Genomic DNA, 19,803 nt, shown 5'->3' with positions numbered 1-19,803 from the left:
ATGTCATCACAGCCACGAACACTGGAAACCCGCAGCTTGCCGGTCAGCAAACCAGGCAATCCCTGGAAAGAAATCTGCGCGGCCAGCATCGGCAACGCACTCGAATTCTATGATTTGCTGATCTACGGCTATTTCGCGATTGTGATCGGCAAGCTGTTCTTTCCGGCGGCGGACGAAACCACTTCCTTGCTGCTAAGCGTCGGCACATTCGGGATTTCCTTCGTCATGCGTCCGCTGGGCGCCATTGTCCTGGGCTCCTATGCAGATCGGGCCGGACGCAAAGCATCGCTGACCGTATCCATCTTTGTCATGATGATCGGCACCGCAATGATTGCTTTTGCTCCGACCTACGCGCAAATCGGCATTGCCTCTCCCCTGATCGTGATCGTGGCCCGCATGCTGCAAGGTTTTTCCACCGGCGGTGAATTCGGCGCGGCAACGGCATTCATGGTCGAGCATGCCGATGCCAAACGGCGCGGCTTCTTCGCCAGCTGGCAATTGTCGACCCAGGGACTGGCGACCGTGCTGGCCGCGGGAGTCAGCGCGCTGCTCAGTTTTACGCTGACAGAGAACCAGCTGGACGACTGGGGTTGGCGCCTGGCGTTTGGCGTCGGTTTGCTGATCGGACCGGTAGGCCTGTATATCCGCAGCCAGATCGATGAGACCCCGGAATTCAAGAAGATTGCGGCGGCCAAGCCGGAACAGTCGCCTTTGAAAGTGGTCCTGGTGCGTGACCGCATCAATCTGCTGCTGGGCATAGGCGTGGTTTCCGGCGCTACCGCATTCAACTACGTGCATAAATTATATATGCCCACCTATGCATTAAAACAATTGCACATTCCCGCCACCTCCTCATTTCTCAGCGCGATGGTGACCGGGCTGGTCTTGATGATCAGCGCTCCGCTGTTTGGCGCCCTGTCGGACCGCTACGGCCGCTTCCGCGTCTTGTCGATGGCGATGCTGACGATTGCCTGCACTTCCTATCCCCTGTTCCTCTTATTGACAACCTGGCCGACGGTCGGCACCTTGATGCTGGTCCAGGGCCTGGTCGGGATATTGATCGCTGCCTGCCTCGGGCCGATACCCGCGATGCTGTCGGATATTTTTCCGACCAGTACCCGCGGCACCGGGCTTGCTCTCAGCTATAACTTTTCCGTCACCTTGTTTGGCGGCTTTGCGCCGCTGATCGTCACCTGGATGATTGCCTTTACTGAGAGCAAACTGGCGCCCAGTTTTTATGTGATGGCGACAGCCTTGATCAGCATTGCCGCGGTGCTTGCGCTGGGCCGCCGGATGGCGCGGCGCGGTCCGGCCTGAACCGGCGGCACCCTCATTTTACTCAGCAAATATATTCAGCTTTTCGAACAGGAGCACGCTTTATGAAAACCTTGGAACAGATTCGTGCAAAATTGCATGAATATCCGATCGAGGTGGTTTTCCCCGATATCGCCGCATGGAAGACTGGCAACACAGGCGTCGATTACATGCATACTTTCGACAGCGGCGTGGCCGGGCCGCATGCCATGATCCTGGCGCTAACCCACGGCAATGAAGTCAGTGGCGCGATCGCCGTAGACCAGCTGCTGCGATCCGGATTGCGTCCGGCAAAAGGCCGCCTAACGCTCGGCTTTGGCAACGTCGATGCCTATCACCGTTTTGACAGCGGCAATCCGGATGCAAGCCGCTTCATTGACGAAGACATGAATCGCGTCTGGTCGACAGCAAGACTTGACAGTGCCGATGACTCGCGGGAATTGCGCCGTGCGCGCGCGTTGCGGCCTATCGTCGACAGTGTCGATTTCCTGCTCGATCTGCACTCCATGCATGAAGAGGCGCCGCCGCTGATGCTCAGCGGCCCGCTGGCCAAAGGCATCCGCTTTGCCACAGACATCGGCGTTCCCGAACACGTGATCGTCGATGGCGGCCATGCCAACGGCAAGCGGCTGCGTGACTATGGCGCTTTCGGCGATCCTGCCAGCCCGAAGAATGCCTTGCTGATCGAAACCGGGCAGCACTTCTCGGTGCGCAGCAAAGATGTTGCGCTAGATGCGGCGTCTCGTTTCCTGAGCAAGACTGGCGTGGTCGCCGCGGCAGATCTGGAGGATTTCATGCTGCATGCCGCGCCTGCGCTGCAGCAGGTGCTGCAGGTAACGCAGGCAGTCATCGCCGACACGATGGATTTTGAATTCGCGCAGGATTTTCGCGGTCTGGAAATGATTGAACGCGCCGGCACCGCCATCGCACGTGACGGCGACAAGCAAATTGTCACGCCTTATGACGATTGCGTGATCGTCATGCCGTCGCTGCGCCATCTTGGTCCCGGCGTCACTGTGATGCGCCTGGCCCGCGCGCTTGAGAACTGGCAGTGAAAGGCGTCGCGCCTTGCCGCGGTACTCGTCCGCGGCAAGGAAGCAACGCTTTTTCAAACCGGGATTGCTATCGTCCGCAACTCACTCGGCCTTGGCCAGCATGTTGAAAATGCTGGAAAAATCCAGGCCGCCGGCGCCGCTCTTGCTGTGGATGTCGTACAGGTTGCGCGCCAATGCACCGAGCGGCACGCTGCTGCCGGTGGACAGCGAATTTTCCACCGCCAGGCCAAGATCCTTCAGCATCAGGTCGACACCGAAGCCGCCGGCATAGTCCTTGGAAGCCGGCGCATTTTCCATCACCCCAGGGCAAGGGTTGTAGACTTCCAGCGCCCAGTTGCGGCCCGAGCTCTTGGCCATGATTTCCGACAACACCTTGGGATCCATGCCGTTGGCCATGCCCAGCCGGATCGCTTCCGAAGTGCCTATCATCAGGATCCCCAGCAGCATGTTGTTGCACACCTTGACGGTCTGGCCGCTGCCGTTGTCGCCGGCATGGAAAATCGCCTTGCCCATCTTTTCCAGCAACGGCTTGGCCGCCGCAAAGCCTTCGGCTGAGCCGCCGACCATGAAGGTCAGCGTACCGGCCTGCGCACCGCCGGTGCCGCCGGAAACCGGCGCATCGAGCATGGTGAAGCCCTTGTCGCGCGCTGCCGCCGCCACCTTACGGGCGGCGTCGGGAGCGATGGTGGAACAGTCAATCAGCAAAGTGCCGGGCGCGGCTTGCGCCAGGATGCCGCTGGCGCCCAGGTAGGCGCCTTCGACATGGCGGCTGGCAGGCAGCATGGTGATGATTACCTTGGCCGCGCCGACCGCAGCGGCGAGGTCGTTGCCGGTGCTGCCGCCGCCGGCGGCGAATTTCTCGACGCTGGCGGCGACCAGGTCATGGCCGCTGACCTTGTGGCCGGCCTTGACCAGGTTGAGCGCCATCGGCAAACCCATGTTGCCGAGGCCGATAAAAACGATTTCGTGGTTCATGCTAAGTCTCTTTCTCGCGTGGTCTTGCATTGCCTGCCGCTATCACCTGCATGCATAACAGCGGCAGGCTGCCTCGTCATTTCATCGAAATGGTGGTGTTGATCTCGCCGCCATCCGCATCCGGCGCAAACCAGCGCGCCGTCACGGTCTTGGTCTGGGTCCAGAACTGCACCGCCTGCTTGCCGTTAGGACCGAGGTCGCCCAGCTTCGATGCGCGTGAACCGGTGAAGCTGAAATACGCCACCGGCACCGGAATCGGCACGTTGATGCCAACCTGGCCGACATCGATTTCGTTCTGGAACTTGCGCGCGGCCCAGCCGGAGGAAGTGAAGATCGAAGTGCCGTTGCCGTTCGGATTGGCGTTGATGAAGGCAATCGCTTCATCGAGCGTTTCCAGCTCGACTACACACATGGCCGGACCGAAAATCTCTTGCGTGTAGATATCCATTTTCTCGGTCACGCCGGAGAAAATCGTCGGGCCGACGAAATTACCGTCCGGATAGCCCGCCACCTGGCAGTTGCGGCCATCCAGCAGCAGCTGCGCGCCCTGCTCCACACCCGTGCCGATCAGGCGCTCGGTGCGCGCCTTGGCGGCTTTCGACACCATCGGGCCGAGGTCTGCCTTGCGATCGCTGCCCGGGCCGATCTTCAGGCCGCGCGAACGTTCGACGATTTCCGGCAGCCAGGAGCGCGCCTTGCCGACCAGCAGCACCATCGAATTCGCCATGCAACGCTGGCCGGCGGCGCCGAAAGCCGCGCCCAGCAGGTTGTTGATGGCCTGGTCCTTGTTGGCGTCAGGCAGCACGATGCAGTGGTTCTTCGCGCCCATCATGCATTGCGCGCGCTTGCCGGCTTCGCTGGAACGGCGATAGATGTGAGTGCCGACGCTGGTCGAACCGATGAAGGAAATCGCCTTGATGTCAGGGTGATCGCACAGCATGTTGGCGACGTCCGGGCCTCCATGCACCACGTTCAGTACGCCCGGCGGCAAGCCGGCCTGCTGCGCCAGTTCCACCAGGAACAGCGACGACGAGGGATCCTGCTCGGACGGCTTGAGGATGAAGGTATTGCCGCAAGCGACCGCGACCGGGAACATGAAGCACGGCAGCATCACCGGAAAGTTGAAAGCAGTGATACCGGCGCCGACGCCGAGCGGCTGGTTGATGGTGTAGACATCGACGCCGCTGGCAGCGTTTTCCGCCAGCTCGCCCATTTGCAGCGAGGTGATGGAGCAGGCATGCTCGACCACTTCCAGGCCGCGCATGACTTCGCCTTCGGCATCCGGCAGGGTCTTGCCATGTTCGCGGGTGATCAGTTCGGCCAGCGGCGCGATGTTCTCACGTAGCAGCTGCTGGAACTTGAGCATGATACGCATGCGCTGCGCCAGCGATGTATTGCGCCAGGTGGCGAAAGCCTGCTTGGCGTTGGCGACCGCGTGGTCGACTTCGGCCTTGGTGGCGAACGGCACCCGCGCCACTACTTCCTGGGTGGCTGGATTGAGGACGTCGCGCCATTCAGTGCTGGTGGACTGTACGGTTTTACCGCCGATGTAGAGCGGGACGTTTGGGATCGACATGATGACTTCCTTCAAAAATGAGAACTCAAAACAATCTATGCAAAACAAGCACAATCCGGGCTGGCCCGGACTGCATTTTTACTTGGTCAGGGAACAGGAAGCATCCATGGGCTTGAACGCCTGCTGCGCCGGGATGGTCGACAGCAGCTTGAGATAATCCCAAGGTGCTTTCGATTCGGCCGGGGTCTTGACCTGGTACAGATACATGTCATGGATCACGCGGCCGTCGGGGCGGATGGAAGCGTTGCGCATGACGGCATCGTGGATAGGAATTTCGCGCATTTTCTGGGTCACGACCTTCCAGTCGTGCGACTTGGTGGCGGCCGCGGCTTTCAGGTAGTGATACACGCTGGAGTAGACGCCGGCATGCACCATGGTCGGCTTGCTGCCCTTGTTGAGCGCTTCAAAGCGCTTGGAGAAGGCGCGCGTATCGTTGTCGAAATCCCAGTAGAAGCCATCGGTGTAGACCAAGCCCTGGGCATCGTTGAGGCCGAGCGCATGCACATCCGACAGGAACACCAGCAAGGCCGCCAGGCGCTGGTTCTTGCTGCCGATGCTGAAGGAGCGCGCCGCCTTGATCGCATTCACCGTATCCTGGCCGCCGTTGGCCAGGCCGATCACTTGCGCTTTTGAACTCTGTGCCTGCAGCAGGAAGGATGAGAAATCGCTGGCGTTCAAGGGATGGCGGACCGAACCGACCACGGTCCCGCCCAGGCTCTTGACGACGTCGCCAGCATCTTTTTCCAACGACTGGCCGAAGGCATAGTCAACGGTGACGAAGTACCAGGACTTCTGCCCCATCTTGGTCAGCGCGGCAGCCGCGCCGGCGGCTTGCGAATAGGTGTCGAACATCCAGTGGAAGCCGTTAGGCGCGCATTCGGCGTTGGTCAGCACGGTGGTGGCCGGGCCGCTGTACATGGCGATGCCGCCCTTGTCGCGGATCAGTTTCTGCACCGCCAGCGCCACCGAGGAATTGGTCAGGTCGGCGATGGCGTCGACCTTGTCGCGGTCCAGCCATTCGCGCGCCTTGGAAGCGCCGATGTCCGCCTTGTTTTGATGATCGGCGCTGAGCAGCTCGATTTTCATGCCTTTGCATTCCGCCTTCATGCAATCTTCGATCGCCATCTTGGCCGCCGCCACCGAACCCGATCCACCCATCGCCGCATACGGCCCCGACATGTCGGTCAGGATGCCGACCTTGTAGACGTCGCTATCCTGGGCCTGCGCCTGGCTGAAGGTAAGCAAACCCGCCAGCAAACCCGTTAACGAAAAGATCACGGCCGAACCAGCTGCAAGCAGCCTGCACTTTGTCATCGTTGTCTCCTGTTTTCGGTCCGGGCCGCCATGGGCGACATGAACCGGTTTTTATAAATTTTCTATAGAGACATTCTGCATGTGCATTATTATTGGGACAATAGACAATAATCCACAATGGCTTTGCATTTATGCAAAGCAAGGAGAAGCAAGTGAAACCGACAAGCGCCATGCTCGACTGGGACAACCTGCGCGTGTTCCTGGAGCTGACCCGCAGCCAGGGGCTGGTGGCGGCCGCCAAAAAGCTGGGCATAGACCACTCGACCGTATCGCGCCGCATGCGCCGCTTCGAGGAACAGGTCGGCAGCCAGCTGTTCGAGCGCAACAACCAGGGCTATACCCTGACCGCCGAAGGCCACCGCCTGATCGAATACGCCGAAAAAATGGAAAGCACGGTGTACGCCGCCGCCGAGGAACTGAGCGGCCACAACCGCCTGCTGTCAGGCCAGGTCCGGCTCGGCGCCACGGAAGGCTTCGGCACCTTCGTGCTGGCGCCGCACCTGGCGCACTTCTGCGCACGGCATCCGCATATCACGGTCGACCTGCTGCCGGTGCCGCGTTTCGTCAACCTGTCCAAGCGCGAGGCCGACATCGGCGTCACCATCGAACGGCCGCAAACCGGCAACTACGTGGTCACCAAGCTCACCGATTACCTGCTCAAGCTGTACGCCACCCGCGCCTACCTGGACAGCCATGCGCCGATCAAGACCGTGCAGGATCTGAACCAGCACGCCTTCATCGGCTATGTCGACGACCTCGTGTTCAGCGAAGAGTTGCGCTACAAGGACAATGTCGCCCCGGCCGCTCACCGCGCCTTCCGCAGCACCAGCGTGATCGCCCAGTACACGGCAGCGCGCAGCGGCCAGGGACTGGCTATCCTGCCCTGCTTCCTGGCGCAGCAAAGCGACGATCTGGTGCCGGTGCTAGACGGCCAGGTCGATATCGAACGTGCTTTCTGGCTGGTGGCCGCCACCGAAACCCGCAATGTGGCGCGGGTGGCAGCGCTGTGGCGCTATCTGCGCGAAGTGATCGAACCCAACCGGCCCTTCCTGATGGGCGAATCGCGCGCCATGATCTATCAGCCTGGCTGACGGCGCGCTATGGCAGCGCAGCCATGCAGTGATTGATGAAGGCCCTGACTTTTTGCGCAGAGGCGGCCGGAACATCCACCTTGAAGCCGACCAAAGCCGGCGCATCGCGTGCGGCGCGCATGGCGTGGCCGACGGAACGGCTGGCAGCAATGCGGCCAGCTTGCTCCGCCGTCAGCGTGAAAAAGGTTTGCAGCTCCCCCTTGTCGGCCACCATGCTGTCCGGATCCAACAAGGCCATCGCGCCGCCATCCAGCAGCAAGGAATGGATCCAGCTGCCTGTCGCCAGCGACGGCGCCTTGTCGCCGACCTGGTCAAAAGTGAACATCAGGATCTTGTTCTGGTCGCACAGGAAGGCGATTTTGCCGCGCCCGTATTCGGTATCCTGCATGCCGCGCAAAAACTCGCCGCCATCGGTGATCTCCACCGACCAGTCGGCCGGCTGGCGGCCGTTGTTGACCACGTTCAGTGCCTTCATCTCGGCATCGCTCAGCAGGTAGATGCCGTGCTCGCCCTGCTGCACCAGCAGATCCAGCAAACCCTGCCCCACGCCCATCCCCCGTATGTAGCGGGCGATGCCGGCCGAAACGATTTGCCCGGTATCGAGATCGCCAGCCGCCGGACCGGAAGCGCGCGAAACCCGATGCACGCCGTACTGCGAACCCGCGCCGACATAGCGGTAGACGCCACCCAGGAAGGCCAGCGAACAGGCGCTGTAGCAAACGCCCGGCCCAGCGCCGGCAATCTGGTCGTTGCGAGCAGTCATATAGCGTCCGACATGCGTATTCGCCCTCGCCTGCCGCAGCAACTGGCCGATTTCCATCCCGGCCAGCAGATCGCCGCCGGTCGAATCGAGGTACACCTCGACACCAGCCGGACCGGTACGCGCCAGCGCTGCCTTCACCCGCGCCGGCGCAGCGGCATCGATTTCGCCGGCAAGACTCATGATCCATCTTGCATCAGGGCCACCGGCGCCAGTGCGCTCCGCCTGATCCAGATGCACGGTCATGGCGGCAGCGCTGGCGCTGGCTGCGCAAAGAAATATCGAAACGCCAACAAGATTACGCAGCATCGAAATCATAAGTTCCGCTCTTATTTATTATCTGGAAATATAAGCGATGTCACTATGCTGTGCATGAATAATATGTACTATCTCTAACTTGATCTGGCATCAAGTGTCAGGTCGAATCTGGAACTCCTGCGATGCAACTGCCTGAAAACAGTCAAGGGCAGACCTTCACATTAAAGTTTCCGTTGCGCCAAAAATGAAATTTTTAGGAGATGCGCATATGAGCAATCTAGATTGGAACCCAGTCACGCATGAAAGCTGCAGCAACGTCAAAGGGCCTTTTTACCATGGTACTAAATACCGTCTCGAAATAGGCGACCTGTTAGTGCCAGGTTTCGCATCCAACTTCGAGGAGGGGCGGGTCTCAAACAACGTATATTTCACTGCCCTCTTAGAGCCGGCTGTCTGGGGTGCGGAATTGTCCACCTCGCTTGCCGGAGCGGAGGACCGTGGTTACATCTACATCGTCGAACCCACAGGCACTTTTGAGGATGATCCAAATCTGACAAATAAGCGATTTGCCGGTAACCCTACACAATCCTACCGCACACGCCAACCCGTGAGAATCACCGGTAAGGTGAATGATTGGACGGGACATTCACCGGAAGTGCTTCAGCAGATGCTCGATGGCCTCAAAGAAAAAATGCGTAAAGGCTTAGCCCCGATAGAAGACTAGTGAATTCCAGCGCGCAATCCAAATCATTCAGCCCTGAATTGCTTACCGTCGAAAATCAGCCAGAGGCGGGCATCCTAGTTTCAATATATGTTCAAAACGTTGCATTATTTCTTAATGGACTGAGCTTATGCTTGAAGCAATTCTTGACGGAGAGCTACCGACCACTGTATTCAAACGATTGATAAAAGCCGACCCATCAATTGGAAATATTCACATCGGGGAAATGGTAAGCGATGAATTCGTTGAACTAGACAGCCTCGCTCAGCAGCTTGTTTGGCATTGGAAAGGGCCTGGCAAAAACCACGAACTTAGTGACGAAAGTTTAGATGCAGAATTGTTGACGATGCTCAAGGAAGCGGGATATTTTCAAATCAGCGAAAATATTCTCTAAATATCAGCAACCGGCCATGAGCCGACATCCGTGGTCGAACAGGATTTGCCTTGTCCGCTCGACCGTAAGCCCCAAAACAGACGTTGGGTACTTTCACATAGACGCTTATGAGGATCACATGAATCAAATGAAACATCCCGAAGACGCACTTCACGCGTTTCAAACCGCTTGGAACAATCACGACATGCAATCCTTCGGAGCACTGTTCCATGAGGATGCGACGTTCGTGAATCGGTTCGGGCACTATGTGCGCGGTGTCGATGAGATCGTCAAGCTGCATGCGCCCATCCACGCAACCATCTACAGCGATTCCATGCTTGAGAACGAGCTAATCGATGTAGTCACGATTAGCGACGACGCGGCAGTCATGCACTTCTGGAGCCGCCTCGCGGTCGGAGCGGCTCATCCAGCGGGGCCACACGCTGTCGACACGGTGATCCTTGCCGTGCTGACGCGGCAGGCAGCCGAGTGGCGAATCAAGGCGCTCGAGAACGTAACTCTGACGAATCCACGCACCGGAGAAACCGTGTTGAGAGACGGACGGGATTCATGATCGAGCGGGAAAAATTTCTTCCACACCGTGAGGTGTACTGTCAATAACGGACACTTCCGTCTCAAGCGGCCAGCTCAGTTTTTCTGAAATTCTCAGCGAACTGTGCCGGCGAAATATAGCCAAGGCGCGAATGACGCCGCTGGCGGTTGTAGAAAATTTCGATGTACTCCTTGATTGCCGATTCGGCGTCGGCACGGGTCGCATATCTCTGATGATGAATCATCTCGTTCTTCAGACTTCCCCAAAAACTCTCCATAGGGGCATTGTCGTAGCAGTTTCCCTTACGCGACATGGAAGGCAGCATGCCAAACTGCTCGACCAGCTTCCGGTAGTCGTCAGCACAGTACTGGCTACCTCTGTCCGAGTGATGAATCAGGCCCGGTGCTGGCCGCTTGTTGCGCACTGCCCGCCACAGAGCCTGCGCCGTCAGCTCCTGCGTCATGCGTGCTCCCATCGCATAGCCAACTATCTCGCATGTGAAGACGTCCTTGATGCCCGCCAGGTAAAGCCAGCCTTCGCCGGTCGATACATACGTTATGTCAGTTACCCAGGCTTCATCAGGCCGCGTCGGGGCAAACGTCTGATTCAACAGGTTCTCCGCCACCGGAAAGCCGTGCTTCGAATTCGTGGTGGCTTTGAACTTGCGCTTTTGCTTGCAGCGCAGGCCCAGTTCCCGTCGCAGCCGCACGATACGGTCGCGTCCCGTGTCGAACCCCTGCGCGACCAGTTCCGGCCACATGCGCAGTGGCCCATAGGTTTCCCGCGCCTGGACATGAGCAGCCTTGATCGCCACCTTCAGGCGTTCATCGTCCCGCATACGCTGTGAAGGCGCGCGCCCCAGCCATGCATAAAAACCACTGCGCGACACGTCAAAAACGCGGCACAGCAGGGCCAGAGGAAAGTCGGGTCGCATGGCGTTCACTTGCGCGTACTGGGCAGCGACTCCCGTGCAAAGTACGCGGTGGCCTTTTTTAACACGTCTCGTTCCATGTTCGACTCGGCCAATTCTCTGCGCAACCTCGCAACCTCTACCTCCAGCTCGGGAACCGTTCGACTGCCAGGCGCCGCAGCGCCTCCATTGCCGCGCTTTGCTGCGCTCACCCAGTTACCCAGTGTCCCCTTGGGCATTGCGATCCGCTGCGCCGCCTCTTCTAGCGATAGCCCTTGTGCCAACACCAGTTTGACCGCTTCAGCCCGGAATTCCGGCGTGTACGTCTTCAATTTCATTTCAGTTCTCCCTTTGATAAGTTTATCAAATAGAAGTGTCCGAAAATGTCAGGCTACCTCAACGCACAGGCTCATAGCGGATGCCCGCTTCGAATCGGAAGTAGTTGTCTTCTATCGGCCGAGGCTGTGTAAAAACTCAAATCCGCAAAAAAATCGTGGGTAGGGAAGACCCATCCCGATACCGAGAAAATCGAATACAGCTCGATCTGAGAAGACGATTTTTAAATCGGTTAAAAATCTCTACGTTTTTACACAGCCTCGGCCAGAAGCAGCCCCAGACGCACCCGTCCAATTCGATGTTGCTGTGGCAATTTATGTGTGTCAACATTCGTCATGTATTTCCACATCATGGATACGCATACATCAATTCAATGATCAAAGCTGTGAAACCTCCTAGCCTGCGACTCGTCCTTTCCGTCTTCTTCGGCCTCGGGCCGGTTCTAATGGGACCGTTGCTGTTTGTCCTCTATATAGGAACAGGAGGAGCATTTAAAGGAAATATTGTAGACCTCCTAATTGGCAGCATGATGCTTCCATTATTATGGTGGTTCGGTGCGATTGTCGGGGCGCCGTTCGGAAGCTGGATTTTTACGCTAGCACCAACATTCGCTGCAGCATTTTTGTTTTGGCTTGCATCAAGAATAATAGCTAGTCAGCGAAAGCTGCAGTTTGAGAAGAAAATGTCCAGAGTTACCATGTCTTGTGCGCTTGGAGGAGGCGTTTCAGCAATTTCTTTTACATGCATAACTCTCCCCTTAATCACTTCTCATTTAAAAGATCGGCTTCCAGCTGCTTTAACCGGCTTTTTACCCCCTTTTCGAGAAGATCTCTTCTTTTTGGTTCTCGTTATCGCCATTGGTATTGGACTTGGGGCGATCCTTGCTATGAGGCCGGAGGGGTTGGAGAAAAAATCAGAATAAATCCGTGCCAATATCGACACCAAGTGAAAAAGCAACCCGCCAGCCAATAGAGTATAACGACGCATTTTATTAGAACGTGAGTGTCCTCCACAGAGCGAAATCAACCAGTTGCGATCGGCTCAAAACGGCCAATAGCAGTCCTCTAATGCGGCTATGATATTTGACTTGCGACACGATGAACGCCCCCCCCCTTTTTACTGCATATTCGTTAGAACTCTATGTCAGATCGTCCTGAACTCACTGAGTACCTAGGTTTTTTTGAAGCTGAGCCCGAGATACTTAACCCTGAGGTGGGGTGGTGTTACGGCGCGAAATTTGTGTCGGTTCGCAACTGTGATCGGATAATCGCCATCATTGCGCCTGATGATGGTGAGATATCATTCAGGTGGTGGCACAACGATACGCTTCGTGCAGATTTTAACTTGAAGGGCGTGGTCGATTGGAACCTAGAGTGCAATGCCCAAAGAGAAGTCCTATTTCTCAAATTTCAGCAACCTGGTATTGGTTTTTTCTCGTTACAATTAAAGCCAGTAATCAGCTTTTCGTGGGTCACAGAATGGGCATAGGCCAAAGGTCTCAAAGGCGCAAATCGGCGTTGCGGACATTCGTGTCCGCCATCAACTAGGCGCTCTATATGTCTCCTGTCATGAACAACACGAAGTGGGAGGAATTGAGGCTCGGTATGATCGGGCTCGGCACGCCATCACCTCGGTTTCGCGTGCGTAATTTGCATAGCGGATACGTCAGTGCGTGGGATGGGGAGTGGTTCCACCACTTCTATGGACACCACGAAGAGGATGAGTGGGTTGAGATTTCCGTGACGTCCGCGGCCCAGCATGAGGCTGTTCTGCGGGTGCTCCGCTCAGTGCATGTGCCTGGCGTCACGACAGAGACAGGATTCAAAATCTTCGGCTACGTACCTCGTGGCACGCATGTTGAATATCTATAGCCCACGACGGAACTCGTCCATGATCGACCGATGAAATTGACCGCTATTTAACAACAACGATCACCTGTGATTTGTTGCGCATTTACCTTCATCTATGTGACATCATCTCAATTGGACACCGTTTAGAAAAAATATGGACTGGGAACCAATTTCCGAAGCATCACTATGGGACAAAATCAACGCCGCCGAAATTCGCATGAATCCACAGCAAGCGAGATTGTGGGAGGCGATACGTGTCTCGCCGCATAAGTGGGAAGAAAAATCCTACGGAGAACTTGGAAACGGGTTCTGGATAGTCGCCATTATCGGCACGACAGTGATTTGGTACAACGACATTGAAGATGGATTCAATCGTTCTCGTTACACCAGTTTTGGCACAATGGATGAATATTGGTGCAACCAAGATGAACTTGAGATGGCGCTGCAGTACGTACTTAATTTCATCGAAACCGGCCAAGAACCGGGATCAAGAATAGATCCCCCAATGCCTGGCAAATGGTCGCGCTAATTAAGCCCGCAACCAGCGAGTAGTTATTGTTCATTCTTTGTTTGGTCAATTATCGAGTATGACATTTTTGAATATGCCACTACGTTGAGAATACATCGATGCTAAGAATTGAATTTGAGGAGCCGACCGAGTCAGTCTGTAATTGCTGCCAAAATGCGATAGTCAGACTGACACGATTTGTATACAAAGATGACGATGCGTTCGCAGTCTACTATGCACAATATACGCATGGGCACAGCGAGAAGCGTCTCAGCGGCATAATCAGCTTAGGCGAGTGGGGCAGCGATGAGGTCGGCCCTGAAGCCAGGTTGGCATTCCCATTCCAGATTTGGATGAATGGCGACAATTTCCAAGTTGGCTTGGTTGATGCGAGAGACTCCCCCTGGAGCCATGTGACCTTCTTAGGCCGGATACTTGACCGCACAGAAGCGCTGGCACATGAGTGGATTAATGATGTATTCCACATCACTGACCACATGATTGAGGATGATAAAGAAATCGTGGAGTACTTCAGTTAATATCGGCCAATTTTGGTGGTTTTGAAGGTGACGCCGACTTGCTTGCTCGTAGTGCGTTGGTTGTGAACCCATTACGCCCATCTGGGAATGCGGAACAACGCTGGTGTACTTCGATAACACGGCCAAGCTGTTTGGGAAGTGCTCAATCGAAAATATTGATGAAACGTGGGGCCAATATAGTTCTGCTCAAGCGATTCTTTCGGACTTAATCGTCGAACTCTACGAGGAGGGACAGACGTGTGACGAATTGAAGACTGTAGCCGGCCAACTTGGCTTCGTCCATATCGAGCGCTTTCTCGTTGAGGTCGAGGAAAATAATGGTACTCCATATGAAGAATGGCGTAATCGTTTCCCTTCAACTTGCAATGACTAGCCCGTCCAGTGAACGCGTACAATCGGCCAACTAGAGACGTTCGACCTCGGACCCAAGATAGCCGGCAATTTGGTGTCGTTCTCCCAACTGCAGAAAATCTATCAACTCGCCGACGATCGCTTCGGGAGCGTCTTCCTGCATCAAATGCCCCGAGCCAGAAACTCGCGTGAAGCGTGCCCCGGGGATCATCGCCGATAACTCCAAGCCTCGATCAATCGGAATCCACTGATCCTCCTCCCCCCACAAGATGGAAACCGGGCACCGAAGTTCTCCATAGCGCGGTTGGACCTCATCGGTATAGCGCTGGTTCATCTGGGCAATTTGACGATAGAACGCCGCTTGACCCAGTTCGCCCATCCATGGTGACGAGTAAATGCGCAATGTGTCTGCCGCGAGCGTTCGGTTCGCGGCGCCCTGCAGATATGCGTTGACCATCGCCTCATGAATGTACGCAGGCACGCTTGCGAACGCAGCCTCATGCGCGCGCACATGACGAACAAACGGTGAGCCCCATGGGGCGACCGCCACCGGATCGATCAGCAGCAGAGATCGATACTCGCATCGGTCCAGCAAGGCTGCCCTGAGCGCTGTGGCACCGCCGAAATCATGGGCAACCACGTCAGGTTTCTCGAGTCGCCAATGCTCGAGCAAGGCTGCAAGCAGGCTATTCTGAACGCCAAGTGAGACATCCTGATCCGCGCGCTGCTCAGACATTCCGTAACCAAGGAGATCGAAGTAGAAGACTTGTCGAAAGCGAGCCGCAATCGGCGCAATGCGGCGCCAGACCTGCGAAGAAAACGGCGTTCCATGCACCAGCACCATCGGCTTGCCCGCGCCGATCACGCCATAGCGTACTGACTGACCATCGAAGTCAAAAGAATGTGCCAAAGGCAACGCTCCAGGAAGCAGCTGCTGAAATTGCCGTGAAGTATCCGTCATGAATCACCTTGTGCATTGGACTGTAGCGAGGAACAAGTATAAACTAACCATCAAAACGCTTCAAGGAGGTGATATTGGCCGGTGTAAAAGAATCACGTGTGCGAGCAGACGCGGGCGTAGGCGGGCACCTTGTCCTTAACTTTGTGAACACGTGCGGCGGCGCTGGTAAGGACCGTGACGTCGAGAGATTGGTCGACTTGTGTGACGCTATCGACTGGGCTACGGCAAACGGTGTCCTTAATCCAACTGATAGTCGCCTGATCGAGAAGGCGCAGTTGCGCGCGGGGCACCACCCATCCGATATCCTGAAAGGTCTGACGGAACTGCGAGAAGCCGTGCACGCAGTGTTCTCTGCGATCGCCGACGGCGTTCTGCCTTCGGAGACTGCTCGGGTGCGGCTGGAAAGTTATATCGTCGAGGCAATGAGCCATTCGACGCTGTGCATTGAAGGACGGGCATCGGTGCGCTGGACGGTATGCCCTGAGAAGGCCGGCAACGCGCTAATAAAGGACCGGCTTGCTATCGCTGCGAGCGAACTGCTTTCGCAACCGATCCTTTCGAATGTCCGAGAGTGCGGCGCATGCTCGTGGTTGTTCCTCGATCTCTCGCGGAGCAGGTCCCGACGATGGTGCTCAATGGCCACTTGTGGAAATCGCGCAAAAGCACAACGCCACTACTATACGATGAGAGCGACATATTGAACGGCAGTCCAAACGTGCGTGACCGAGCGGACTCGTCGCCTCCAGTTTTTCGTGCACGGACCAATGGCCGCATTGGAGAAAGCTGAATGACCGGATTGCTCGAGTCCGGCCCGTCACGATTGGCCGCACCCGGCCAATTGCAGCCCTTCAAATTTGCACTTCATAGTCGTCATTGCCGCGTTTTTTTCTCCAACACAACCCATGAAAGCAAGCTTGCCGACCAGTCAGGCTTAAACGTTGTCTCGCCTATCGACAGCAGTCGCATTTTTGCCTGACGACAGTCGAGCTCCCAATGGCATGGTGCGACTCATGCTTGCACACGCCACGCCAGTCGTCACGAGCACGATGGCGCCGATCGTTAGTGTCGAGGGCGCTCGTTCAAGATAAGAAACGCAAGTCCTGTTGCCACCGCAGGTGTCAGTGCACCTAATATGGACGCGCGCGCTGCGCCCAACCGACGTACTGACTCACCAAACGCATAAAGGCCGACGACCGCCGACAAACTCTGCGCGACAGCCTGAAATCCAACATCACGCCATTGTACGGTCGAAAGATTCGGGTGGGCCACGCTCATGTAGACGCCTAGCACCACCAGCAACGACCATCCATTTATCACGCCCGCCGCATGCAACGCACTGATTCTTTGCTTGCGCATAGTGATCGTGTAGATTGCCCACATCAGTGCCGCGAACAGAAATAGCGCGTGCCCGCGCCATTCGCCCTGAGTATCCGCAGACGAATCGAATGCGACGAAAATCAACAGGCCGGTCAGAAGCAGGGCGAAGCCGATATACTGCGACGCGCGCAATCGTTCGCGTGTTGTGAACACAGCGATCATGGCCACGAAGAACGGCATTGAGCCGATCATCACCGAGGCGACATGCGATGCCGGCGCGTATTTCATGCCGGTGGCGCTGACGAACAAAAACGGAGCGCCAGCGCCAGCGACCAGCAGCGCCGTCGTGCGTCAGTCAGACGCAATCCATGACATTCCGCGCCGCCTGCACAGCGGAACAAGCACTATCGATGCGCATGTATAGCGTATAAGCGCTATGTCGATAGGGTGCAGCGATGTCTTGACGCCGGCGCGTGTCGATACAACCCAAACTGCCCAGATCAACACAACCACCAAGCCCCATGCTGTCCCAATCACGACCTCGCGAAACGTGGCGTTGCCTGTCGCATCAGCAACCGTGGGGTGCGTAGTCGCGTTCATTGCCCCGTCCCCGTCAATTCGCAATGCGCTTCGAGGTGGTATCCGTCAGGATCGAGCACGAATGCTGCGTAATAGCCCGCGCTGTATTTATCGCGCAAGCCAGGCCTACCGTTGTCGCCACCACCGTTGTCGAGGGCGGCACGGTAAAACGCGTCAACATGTACCGGTGTCATTGCAGAAAACGACAGGTGAAAGCCGGATTCTTCATTCACCACGACCGGATGCCCCGTCTTAGACAGCCACAACGTCGTCTTGCCCGCTCCATAGGCAAGCGACGAGTCGTCAGCGCTAAGCCGACGGTAGCCGAGGGCGCCTAGCGTGGCGTCGTAAAACTGGCGACTCCGATCGAGTTCAGAAACGCCGAGCGAAAGGTGATCGATCATTTGGTTTTCTCCTTATTCCTATGCATTGAGTTTCAGGGCAACAATAAAATAACCACCATGCAGGTTATAATAGAAGTGAGAGCAGCCCTTGTCAACTGCCATGATGGTTAGATATGATTGAACTATGGAAAACACAGCTTCACGCGCCAAGCGCTTTCTGATTCCGACCCAGCCCGAAGGGCTGAGCGTCGACTTCGTCAACACAAGATATTGGCGAGGAACCGACACACCAACCGAAACGTTCGCAACAATTGACGATTTATTGGCGTGGTGCAGGGATTGCGCGGGAATTCCCGCATCGATGATCGAGTCGTTTCGCGCAACACACCTGCCGGACGAAAAGACCGCGCTTGCGAGCGCGATTGCTCTGCGCGAGGTGCTGTACCGTCTTTATCTGTCCAATGCGGAAGGCGTAGAGCCAGACAAAAAAGATCTCGCGGTGCTGCGCGAATACCTGAACAGCGTGGCGCCGCGTAGCGAATTGTCACGTTCTGGCGGACGGTATGAGTGGGGCATCGACGGCCAACACGTCGACTTGACTTGCCTACTAAGCCCCGTACTCTGGTCAGCCGTCGACTTGCTTGGCGGAACACGTCTCGGCAAGCTCAAGCGCTGCGCGAATGATCAATGCAAGTGGTTGTTCGTGGACGACAGCAAGAATGGAAGTCGACGTTGGTGTTCGATGTCATCCTGCGGCAATCGCGCGAAGGCGCATCGGCATTACCACAGCAAGCCGGGGTAAGCGCCAAGGACTTGCAATTGCGCACGATTGAAAAATCGGGTGAGGAAGCGACGTTGCGACCGCTTCCTTACTCGACTTTGCACGACGGCAGGCCGTTCGCATTCGTCCTTGTGTTTTGCCCGACTGCTTCCTGCGGTTGTCGTACTGTTGGTGCGGATTGATATCACGGACATCTTTGATCGTTTGCTCAGGATTGTGAATTCAACAGGACCTTGCGACTGTCCGGCTCGGGCCAAATTGCCCCTGTCGCGACCGGCTCAAAACGGCCATGAGCCGTCCGTCGCGTATGGCCGCTTTGGGCGGACGTAGCTTCTATGTGCCGATTGCAACACCGAAGCTCATATGCTCTCCCCGCCAACCACTTCGTCGAAGAAAGTCTTCCCAGGTCAGTGCGGTCGGATCATTTCGTCGGCTCCATGCCAGGTCCCGGTCGGGTGCGTAGTACCCGTATTCGACCGCGTAGGTAACCATTCCCACGAGCTCGCGTACCAGCCACTCGTCGGCACCGAATGCGGGGAAGTTCTTTAGCAAATCCTCGCGTGTGTATGCAGACGTGTAGTGCGCACGCACCCCCGAAACGCGCACGAATGTTTCCACAAGTTCGCGCGCAGTCAGTACCTCACCGATGACAGGTAATGTTCGGCCGGAATACGACTCCGGATTGTCGAAGTGCGCCATCACCGCCGGACCGGTCGCGGTCAGCGGATCAACGAACGGCACGGGCGTGTCGGGCGGTAGGTAAACCGGGAAACTCAAGCCGCCGTCAGTTTGGGGGCGGGGCAGATAGTGCTCAAGAAAGTTGCTGTAGAAAAAGGCAAGTTGGATGAATGAACTGTGAAGCGGCAGTGTGCGCAGGTAGGCTTCCACTAGGGCCTTCTCGGTGAAGTGTGGCGCCCACAGAGTGCCGCCAGTGCGATCGTCGACATTTTCGAGACTACTCCAGACGACATGCTCCACGCCCGCGGCGAGCGCCGCGTCAGCCAGCTCCATGCCCAGCGCTAATTCGGGACGGCCCGGCGGCGGTACGGGCGCAATTGGCGGCGTCATCAAAAAAGCGCCGTGCGAGCCTCGCAAAGCCGCGGCAAACTGCGCTTTGCGCCCCGCTTCCAGCGGTGCGACGACGACCTCGGCGCCGCGCCGGGCCAGTTCGCGCATCGGTTCGCTATCGACGCTTCGCGCCAAAGCGCGCACTCGATAGCGACCGCTATCCAGCAGCGTGCTGGCCACGCTGCGGCCTTGCTTGCTGGAGGCACCAGCTACGGTAATCAGAGGCATTGATGATAAATGGGACATGCGATTTCTCCGGAAAGGCACGC

General features: G+C 56.8%; 22 protein-coding genes. 13 read left to right on the top strand and 9 right to left on the bottom strand.

Annotated elements, in window-relative coordinates; translation table 11 throughout:
• Positions 1-1,317 carry an MFS transporter gene (locus CPter91_RS08560; protein WP_061946010.1) on the top strand — a complete coding sequence of 439 codons (1,317 nt, stop codon included), beginning with the start codon at positions 1-3 and terminating at the stop codon, positions 1,315-1,317.
• A gap of 62 nt (positions 1,318-1,379) precedes the next feature.
• Positions 1,380-2,369, top strand: a complete 990-nt coding sequence (locus tag CPter91_RS08555) for a M14 family metallopeptidase (protein ID WP_061939311.1) — start codon at positions 1,380-1,382, stop codon at positions 2,367-2,369.
• Positions 2,370-2,450: 81 nt separating this feature from the next.
• Here the strand turns inward: CPter91_RS08555 and mmsB are convergent, their stop codons facing one another.
• The 3 genes from mmsB to CPter91_RS08540 all read right to left on the bottom strand — a co-directional run bounded on the left by mmsB (position 2,451) and on the right by CPter91_RS08540 (position 6,234).
• On the bottom strand, positions 2,451-3,344 hold the full coding sequence (gene mmsB, locus CPter91_RS08550) for a 3-hydroxyisobutyrate dehydrogenase (RefSeq protein WP_061939309.1): 894 nt from the start codon (positions 3,342-3,344) through the stop codon (positions 2,451-2,453).
• Between the two features lie 76 nt (positions 3,345-3,420).
• Entirely contained in the window at positions 3,421-4,920 is a 1,500-nt protein-coding gene (locus CPter91_RS08545) for a CoA-acylating methylmalonate-semialdehyde dehydrogenase (protein WP_061939307.1), read from the bottom strand.
• 78 nt (positions 4,921-4,998) lie between these two features.
• Positions 4,999-6,234: an ABC transporter substrate-binding protein gene (locus tag CPter91_RS08540; protein WP_061939305.1), complete on the bottom strand. Its 1,236-nt coding sequence runs from the start codon at positions 6,232-6,234 to the stop codon at positions 4,999-5,001.
• A 170-nt stretch (positions 6,235-6,404) separates the two neighbouring features.
• Between CPter91_RS08540 and CPter91_RS08535 the strand changes: the two genes are divergently transcribed.
• Positions 6,405-7,325 carry a LysR family transcriptional regulator gene (locus tag CPter91_RS08535; RefSeq protein ID WP_061946008.1) on the top strand — a complete coding sequence of 307 codons (921 nt, stop codon included), beginning with the start codon at positions 6,405-6,407 and terminating at the stop codon, positions 7,323-7,325.
• Positions 7,326-7,332: 7 nt separating this feature from the next.
• Here the strand turns inward: CPter91_RS08535 and CPter91_RS08530 are convergent, their stop codons facing one another.
• Complete coding sequence (locus CPter91_RS08530; protein WP_150119652.1) at positions 7,333-8,394, bottom strand: COG3904 family protein; 1,062 nt, start codon at positions 8,392-8,394, stop codon at positions 7,333-7,335.
• A 217-nt stretch (positions 8,395-8,611) separates the two neighbouring features.
• On the opposite strand from CPter91_RS08530, the gene arr reads away from it, so the two are divergent.
• From arr to CPter91_RS08515, 3 genes are all read left to right on the top strand, one after another.
• Positions 8,612-9,067 (top strand): NAD(+)--rifampin ADP-ribosyltransferase, encoded by a 456-nt coding sequence (gene arr / locus CPter91_RS08525; protein WP_061939301.1) that lies wholly within the window; start codon positions 8,612-8,614, stop codon positions 9,065-9,067.
• 127 nt (positions 9,068-9,194) lie between these two features.
• Positions 9,195-9,458, top strand: coding sequence for a hypothetical protein (locus CPter91_RS08520; RefSeq protein WP_061939299.1), 264 nt, complete (start codon positions 9,195-9,197; stop codon positions 9,456-9,458).
• A 118-nt stretch (positions 9,459-9,576) separates the two neighbouring features.
• A complete protein-coding gene (locus tag CPter91_RS08515) occupies positions 9,577-10,011 on the top strand; it encodes an SgcJ/EcaC family oxidoreductase (RefSeq protein ID WP_061946006.1) in 435 nt (144 codons plus the stop codon).
• Between the two features lie 61 nt (positions 10,012-10,072).
• Here CPter91_RS08515 and CPter91_RS08510 read toward each other — a convergent pair.
• Positions 10,073-11,238 (bottom strand): IS3 family transposase gene (locus CPter91_RS08510; protein WP_417924847.1). Its coding sequence is split into 2 segments (ribosomal slippage): positions 10,073-10,986 and positions 10,986-11,238, totalling 1,167 coding nucleotides; the frame shifts between segments, so codons are not numbered across the junction.
• 371 nt (positions 11,239-11,609) lie between these two features.
• Between CPter91_RS08510 and CPter91_RS08500 the strand changes: the two genes are divergently transcribed.
• The 4 genes from CPter91_RS08500 (at position 11,610) to CPter91_RS08480 (ending at position 14,133) form a co-directional block, all read left to right on the top strand.
• Positions 11,610-12,158: a hypothetical protein gene (locus CPter91_RS08500; protein WP_061939295.1), complete on the top strand. Its 549-nt coding sequence runs from the start codon at positions 11,610-11,612 to the stop codon at positions 12,156-12,158.
• A 634-nt stretch (positions 12,159-12,792) separates the two neighbouring features.
• Positions 12,793-13,107: a DUF6678 family protein gene (locus tag CPter91_RS27565; RefSeq protein WP_050808441.1), complete on the top strand. Its 315-nt coding sequence runs from the start codon at positions 12,793-12,795 to the stop codon at positions 13,105-13,107.
• 133 nt (positions 13,108-13,240) lie between these two features.
• The gene (locus tag CPter91_RS08485; RefSeq protein ID WP_061939291.1) at positions 13,241-13,615 is read left to right on the top strand and encodes a hypothetical protein; all 375 of its coding nucleotides are present in this window, start codon (positions 13,241-13,243) and stop codon (positions 13,613-13,615) included.
• Positions 13,616-13,713: 98 nt separating this feature from the next.
• Positions 13,714-14,133 (top strand): hypothetical protein, encoded by a 420-nt coding sequence (locus CPter91_RS08480; RefSeq protein ID WP_061939289.1) that lies wholly within the window; start codon positions 13,714-13,716, stop codon positions 14,131-14,133.
• Between the two features lie 403 nt (positions 14,134-14,536).
• On the opposite strand, the gene CPter91_RS08470 is transcribed toward CPter91_RS08480, so the two are convergent.
• Entirely contained in the window at positions 14,537-15,445 is a 909-nt protein-coding gene (locus tag CPter91_RS08470) for an alpha/beta fold hydrolase (protein WP_061939286.1), read from the bottom strand.
• Positions 15,446-15,513: 68 nt separating this feature from the next.
• Between CPter91_RS08470 and CPter91_RS27705 the strand changes: the two genes are divergently transcribed.
• Both CPter91_RS27705 and CPter91_RS26440 read left to right on the top strand, forming a co-directional pair.
• Positions 15,514-16,146, top strand: a complete 633-nt coding sequence (locus CPter91_RS27705) for a CGNR zinc finger domain-containing protein (RefSeq protein ID WP_082792689.1) — start codon at positions 15,514-15,516, stop codon at positions 16,144-16,146.
• An 86-nt stretch (positions 16,147-16,232) separates the two neighbouring features.
• Positions 16,233-16,421, top strand: a complete 189-nt coding sequence (locus CPter91_RS26440) for a hypothetical protein (protein ID WP_150119651.1) — start codon at positions 16,233-16,235, stop codon at positions 16,419-16,421.
• 83 nt (positions 16,422-16,504) lie between these two features.
• Here the strand turns inward: CPter91_RS26440 and CPter91_RS08460 are convergent, their stop codons facing one another.
• A complete protein-coding gene (locus CPter91_RS08460) occupies positions 16,505-17,071 on the bottom strand; it encodes a DMT family transporter (RefSeq protein ID WP_150119650.1) in 567 nt (188 codons plus the stop codon).
• A gap of 287 nt (positions 17,072-17,358) precedes the next feature.
• On the bottom strand, positions 17,359-17,745 hold the full coding sequence (locus CPter91_RS08450; protein ID WP_061939278.1) for a VOC family protein: 387 nt from the start codon (positions 17,743-17,745) through the stop codon (positions 17,359-17,361).
• A 124-nt stretch (positions 17,746-17,869) separates the two neighbouring features.
• Here CPter91_RS08450 and CPter91_RS08445 point away from each other — a divergent pair, with 124 nt between their 5' ends.
• Complete coding sequence (locus CPter91_RS08445) at positions 17,870-18,487, top strand: CGNR zinc finger domain-containing protein (protein ID WP_061939276.1); 618 nt, start codon at positions 17,870-17,872, stop codon at positions 18,485-18,487.
• Positions 18,488-18,799: 312 nt separating this feature from the next.
• Here CPter91_RS08445 and CPter91_RS08440 read toward each other — a convergent pair whose 3' ends face one another.
• Complete coding sequence (locus CPter91_RS08440; RefSeq protein ID WP_061939274.1) at positions 18,800-19,780, bottom strand: NmrA/HSCARG family protein; 981 nt, start codon at positions 19,778-19,780, stop codon at positions 18,800-18,802.
• Positions 19,781-19,803: the final 23 nt, after the last annotated feature.

The organism is Collimonas pratensis (genome assembly GCF_001584185.1).
In the GTDB taxonomy this organism is placed as follows: Bacteria; Pseudomonadota; Gammaproteobacteria; order Burkholderiales; family Burkholderiaceae_D; genus Collimonas; species Collimonas pratensis.
The sequence above is the reverse complement of the archived record's forward strand: the minus strand, read 5'-3'. Positions and strand labels throughout refer to the sequence as shown.

What these genes read in the sequence shown, in the direction of transcription:
- CPter91_RS08560 (WP_061946010.1), top strand. Translation starts at nt 1, where the DNA reads ATGTCATCACAGCCACGAACACTGGAAACCCGCAGCTTGCCGGTCAGC.
- CPter91_RS08555 (WP_061939311.1), top strand. Translation starts at nt 1,380, where the DNA reads ATGAAAACCTTGGAACAGATTCGTGCAAAATTGCATGAATATCCGATC.
- mmsB (WP_061939309.1), bottom strand. Translation starts at nt 3,344, where the DNA reads ATGAACCACGAAATCGTTTTTATCGGCCTCGGCAACATGGGTTTGCCG.
- CPter91_RS08545 (WP_061939307.1), bottom strand. Translation starts at nt 4,920, where the DNA reads ATGTCGATCCCAAACGTCCCGCTCTACATCGGCGGTAAAACCGTACAG.
- CPter91_RS08540 (WP_061939305.1), bottom strand. Translation starts at nt 6,234, where the DNA reads ATGACAAAGTGCAGGCTGCTTGCAGCTGGTTCGGCCGTGATCTTTTCG.
- CPter91_RS08535 (WP_061946008.1), top strand. Translation starts at nt 6,405, where the DNA reads ATGCTCGACTGGGACAACCTGCGCGTGTTCCTGGAGCTGACCCGCAGC.
- CPter91_RS08530 (WP_150119652.1), bottom strand. Translation starts at nt 8,394, where the DNA reads ATGCTGCGTAATCTTGTTGGCGTTTCGATATTTCTTTGCGCAGCCAGC.
- arr (WP_061939301.1), top strand. Translation starts at nt 8,612, where the DNA reads ATGAGCAATCTAGATTGGAACCCAGTCACGCATGAAAGCTGCAGCAAC.
- CPter91_RS08520 (WP_061939299.1), top strand. Translation starts at nt 9,195, where the DNA reads ATGCTTGAAGCAATTCTTGACGGAGAGCTACCGACCACTGTATTCAAA.
- CPter91_RS08515 (WP_061946006.1), top strand. Translation starts at nt 9,577, where the DNA reads ATGAATCAAATGAAACATCCCGAAGACGCACTTCACGCGTTTCAAACC.
- CPter91_RS08500 (WP_061939295.1), top strand. Translation starts at nt 11,610, where the DNA reads ATGATCAAAGCTGTGAAACCTCCTAGCCTGCGACTCGTCCTTTCCGTC.
- CPter91_RS27565 (WP_050808441.1), top strand. Translation starts at nt 12,793, where the DNA reads ATGTCTCCTGTCATGAACAACACGAAGTGGGAGGAATTGAGGCTCGGT.
- CPter91_RS08485 (WP_061939291.1), top strand. Translation starts at nt 13,241, where the DNA reads ATGGACTGGGAACCAATTTCCGAAGCATCACTATGGGACAAAATCAAC.
- CPter91_RS08480 (WP_061939289.1), top strand. Translation starts at nt 13,714, where the DNA reads ATGCTAAGAATTGAATTTGAGGAGCCGACCGAGTCAGTCTGTAATTGC.
- CPter91_RS08470 (WP_061939286.1), bottom strand. Translation starts at nt 15,445, where the DNA reads ATGACGGATACTTCACGGCAATTTCAGCAGCTGCTTCCTGGAGCGTTG.
- CPter91_RS26440 (WP_150119651.1), top strand. Translation starts at nt 16,233, where the DNA reads ATGACCGGATTGCTCGAGTCCGGCCCGTCACGATTGGCCGCACCCGGC.
- CPter91_RS08450 (WP_061939278.1), bottom strand. Translation starts at nt 17,745, where the DNA reads ATGATCGATCACCTTTCGCTCGGCGTTTCTGAACTCGATCGGAGTCGC.
- CPter91_RS08445 (WP_061939276.1), top strand. Translation starts at nt 17,870, where the DNA reads ATGGAAAACACAGCTTCACGCGCCAAGCGCTTTCTGATTCCGACCCAG.
- CPter91_RS08440 (WP_061939274.1), bottom strand. Translation starts at nt 19,780, where the DNA reads ATGTCCCATTTATCATCAATGCCTCTGATTACCGTAGCTGGTGCCTCC.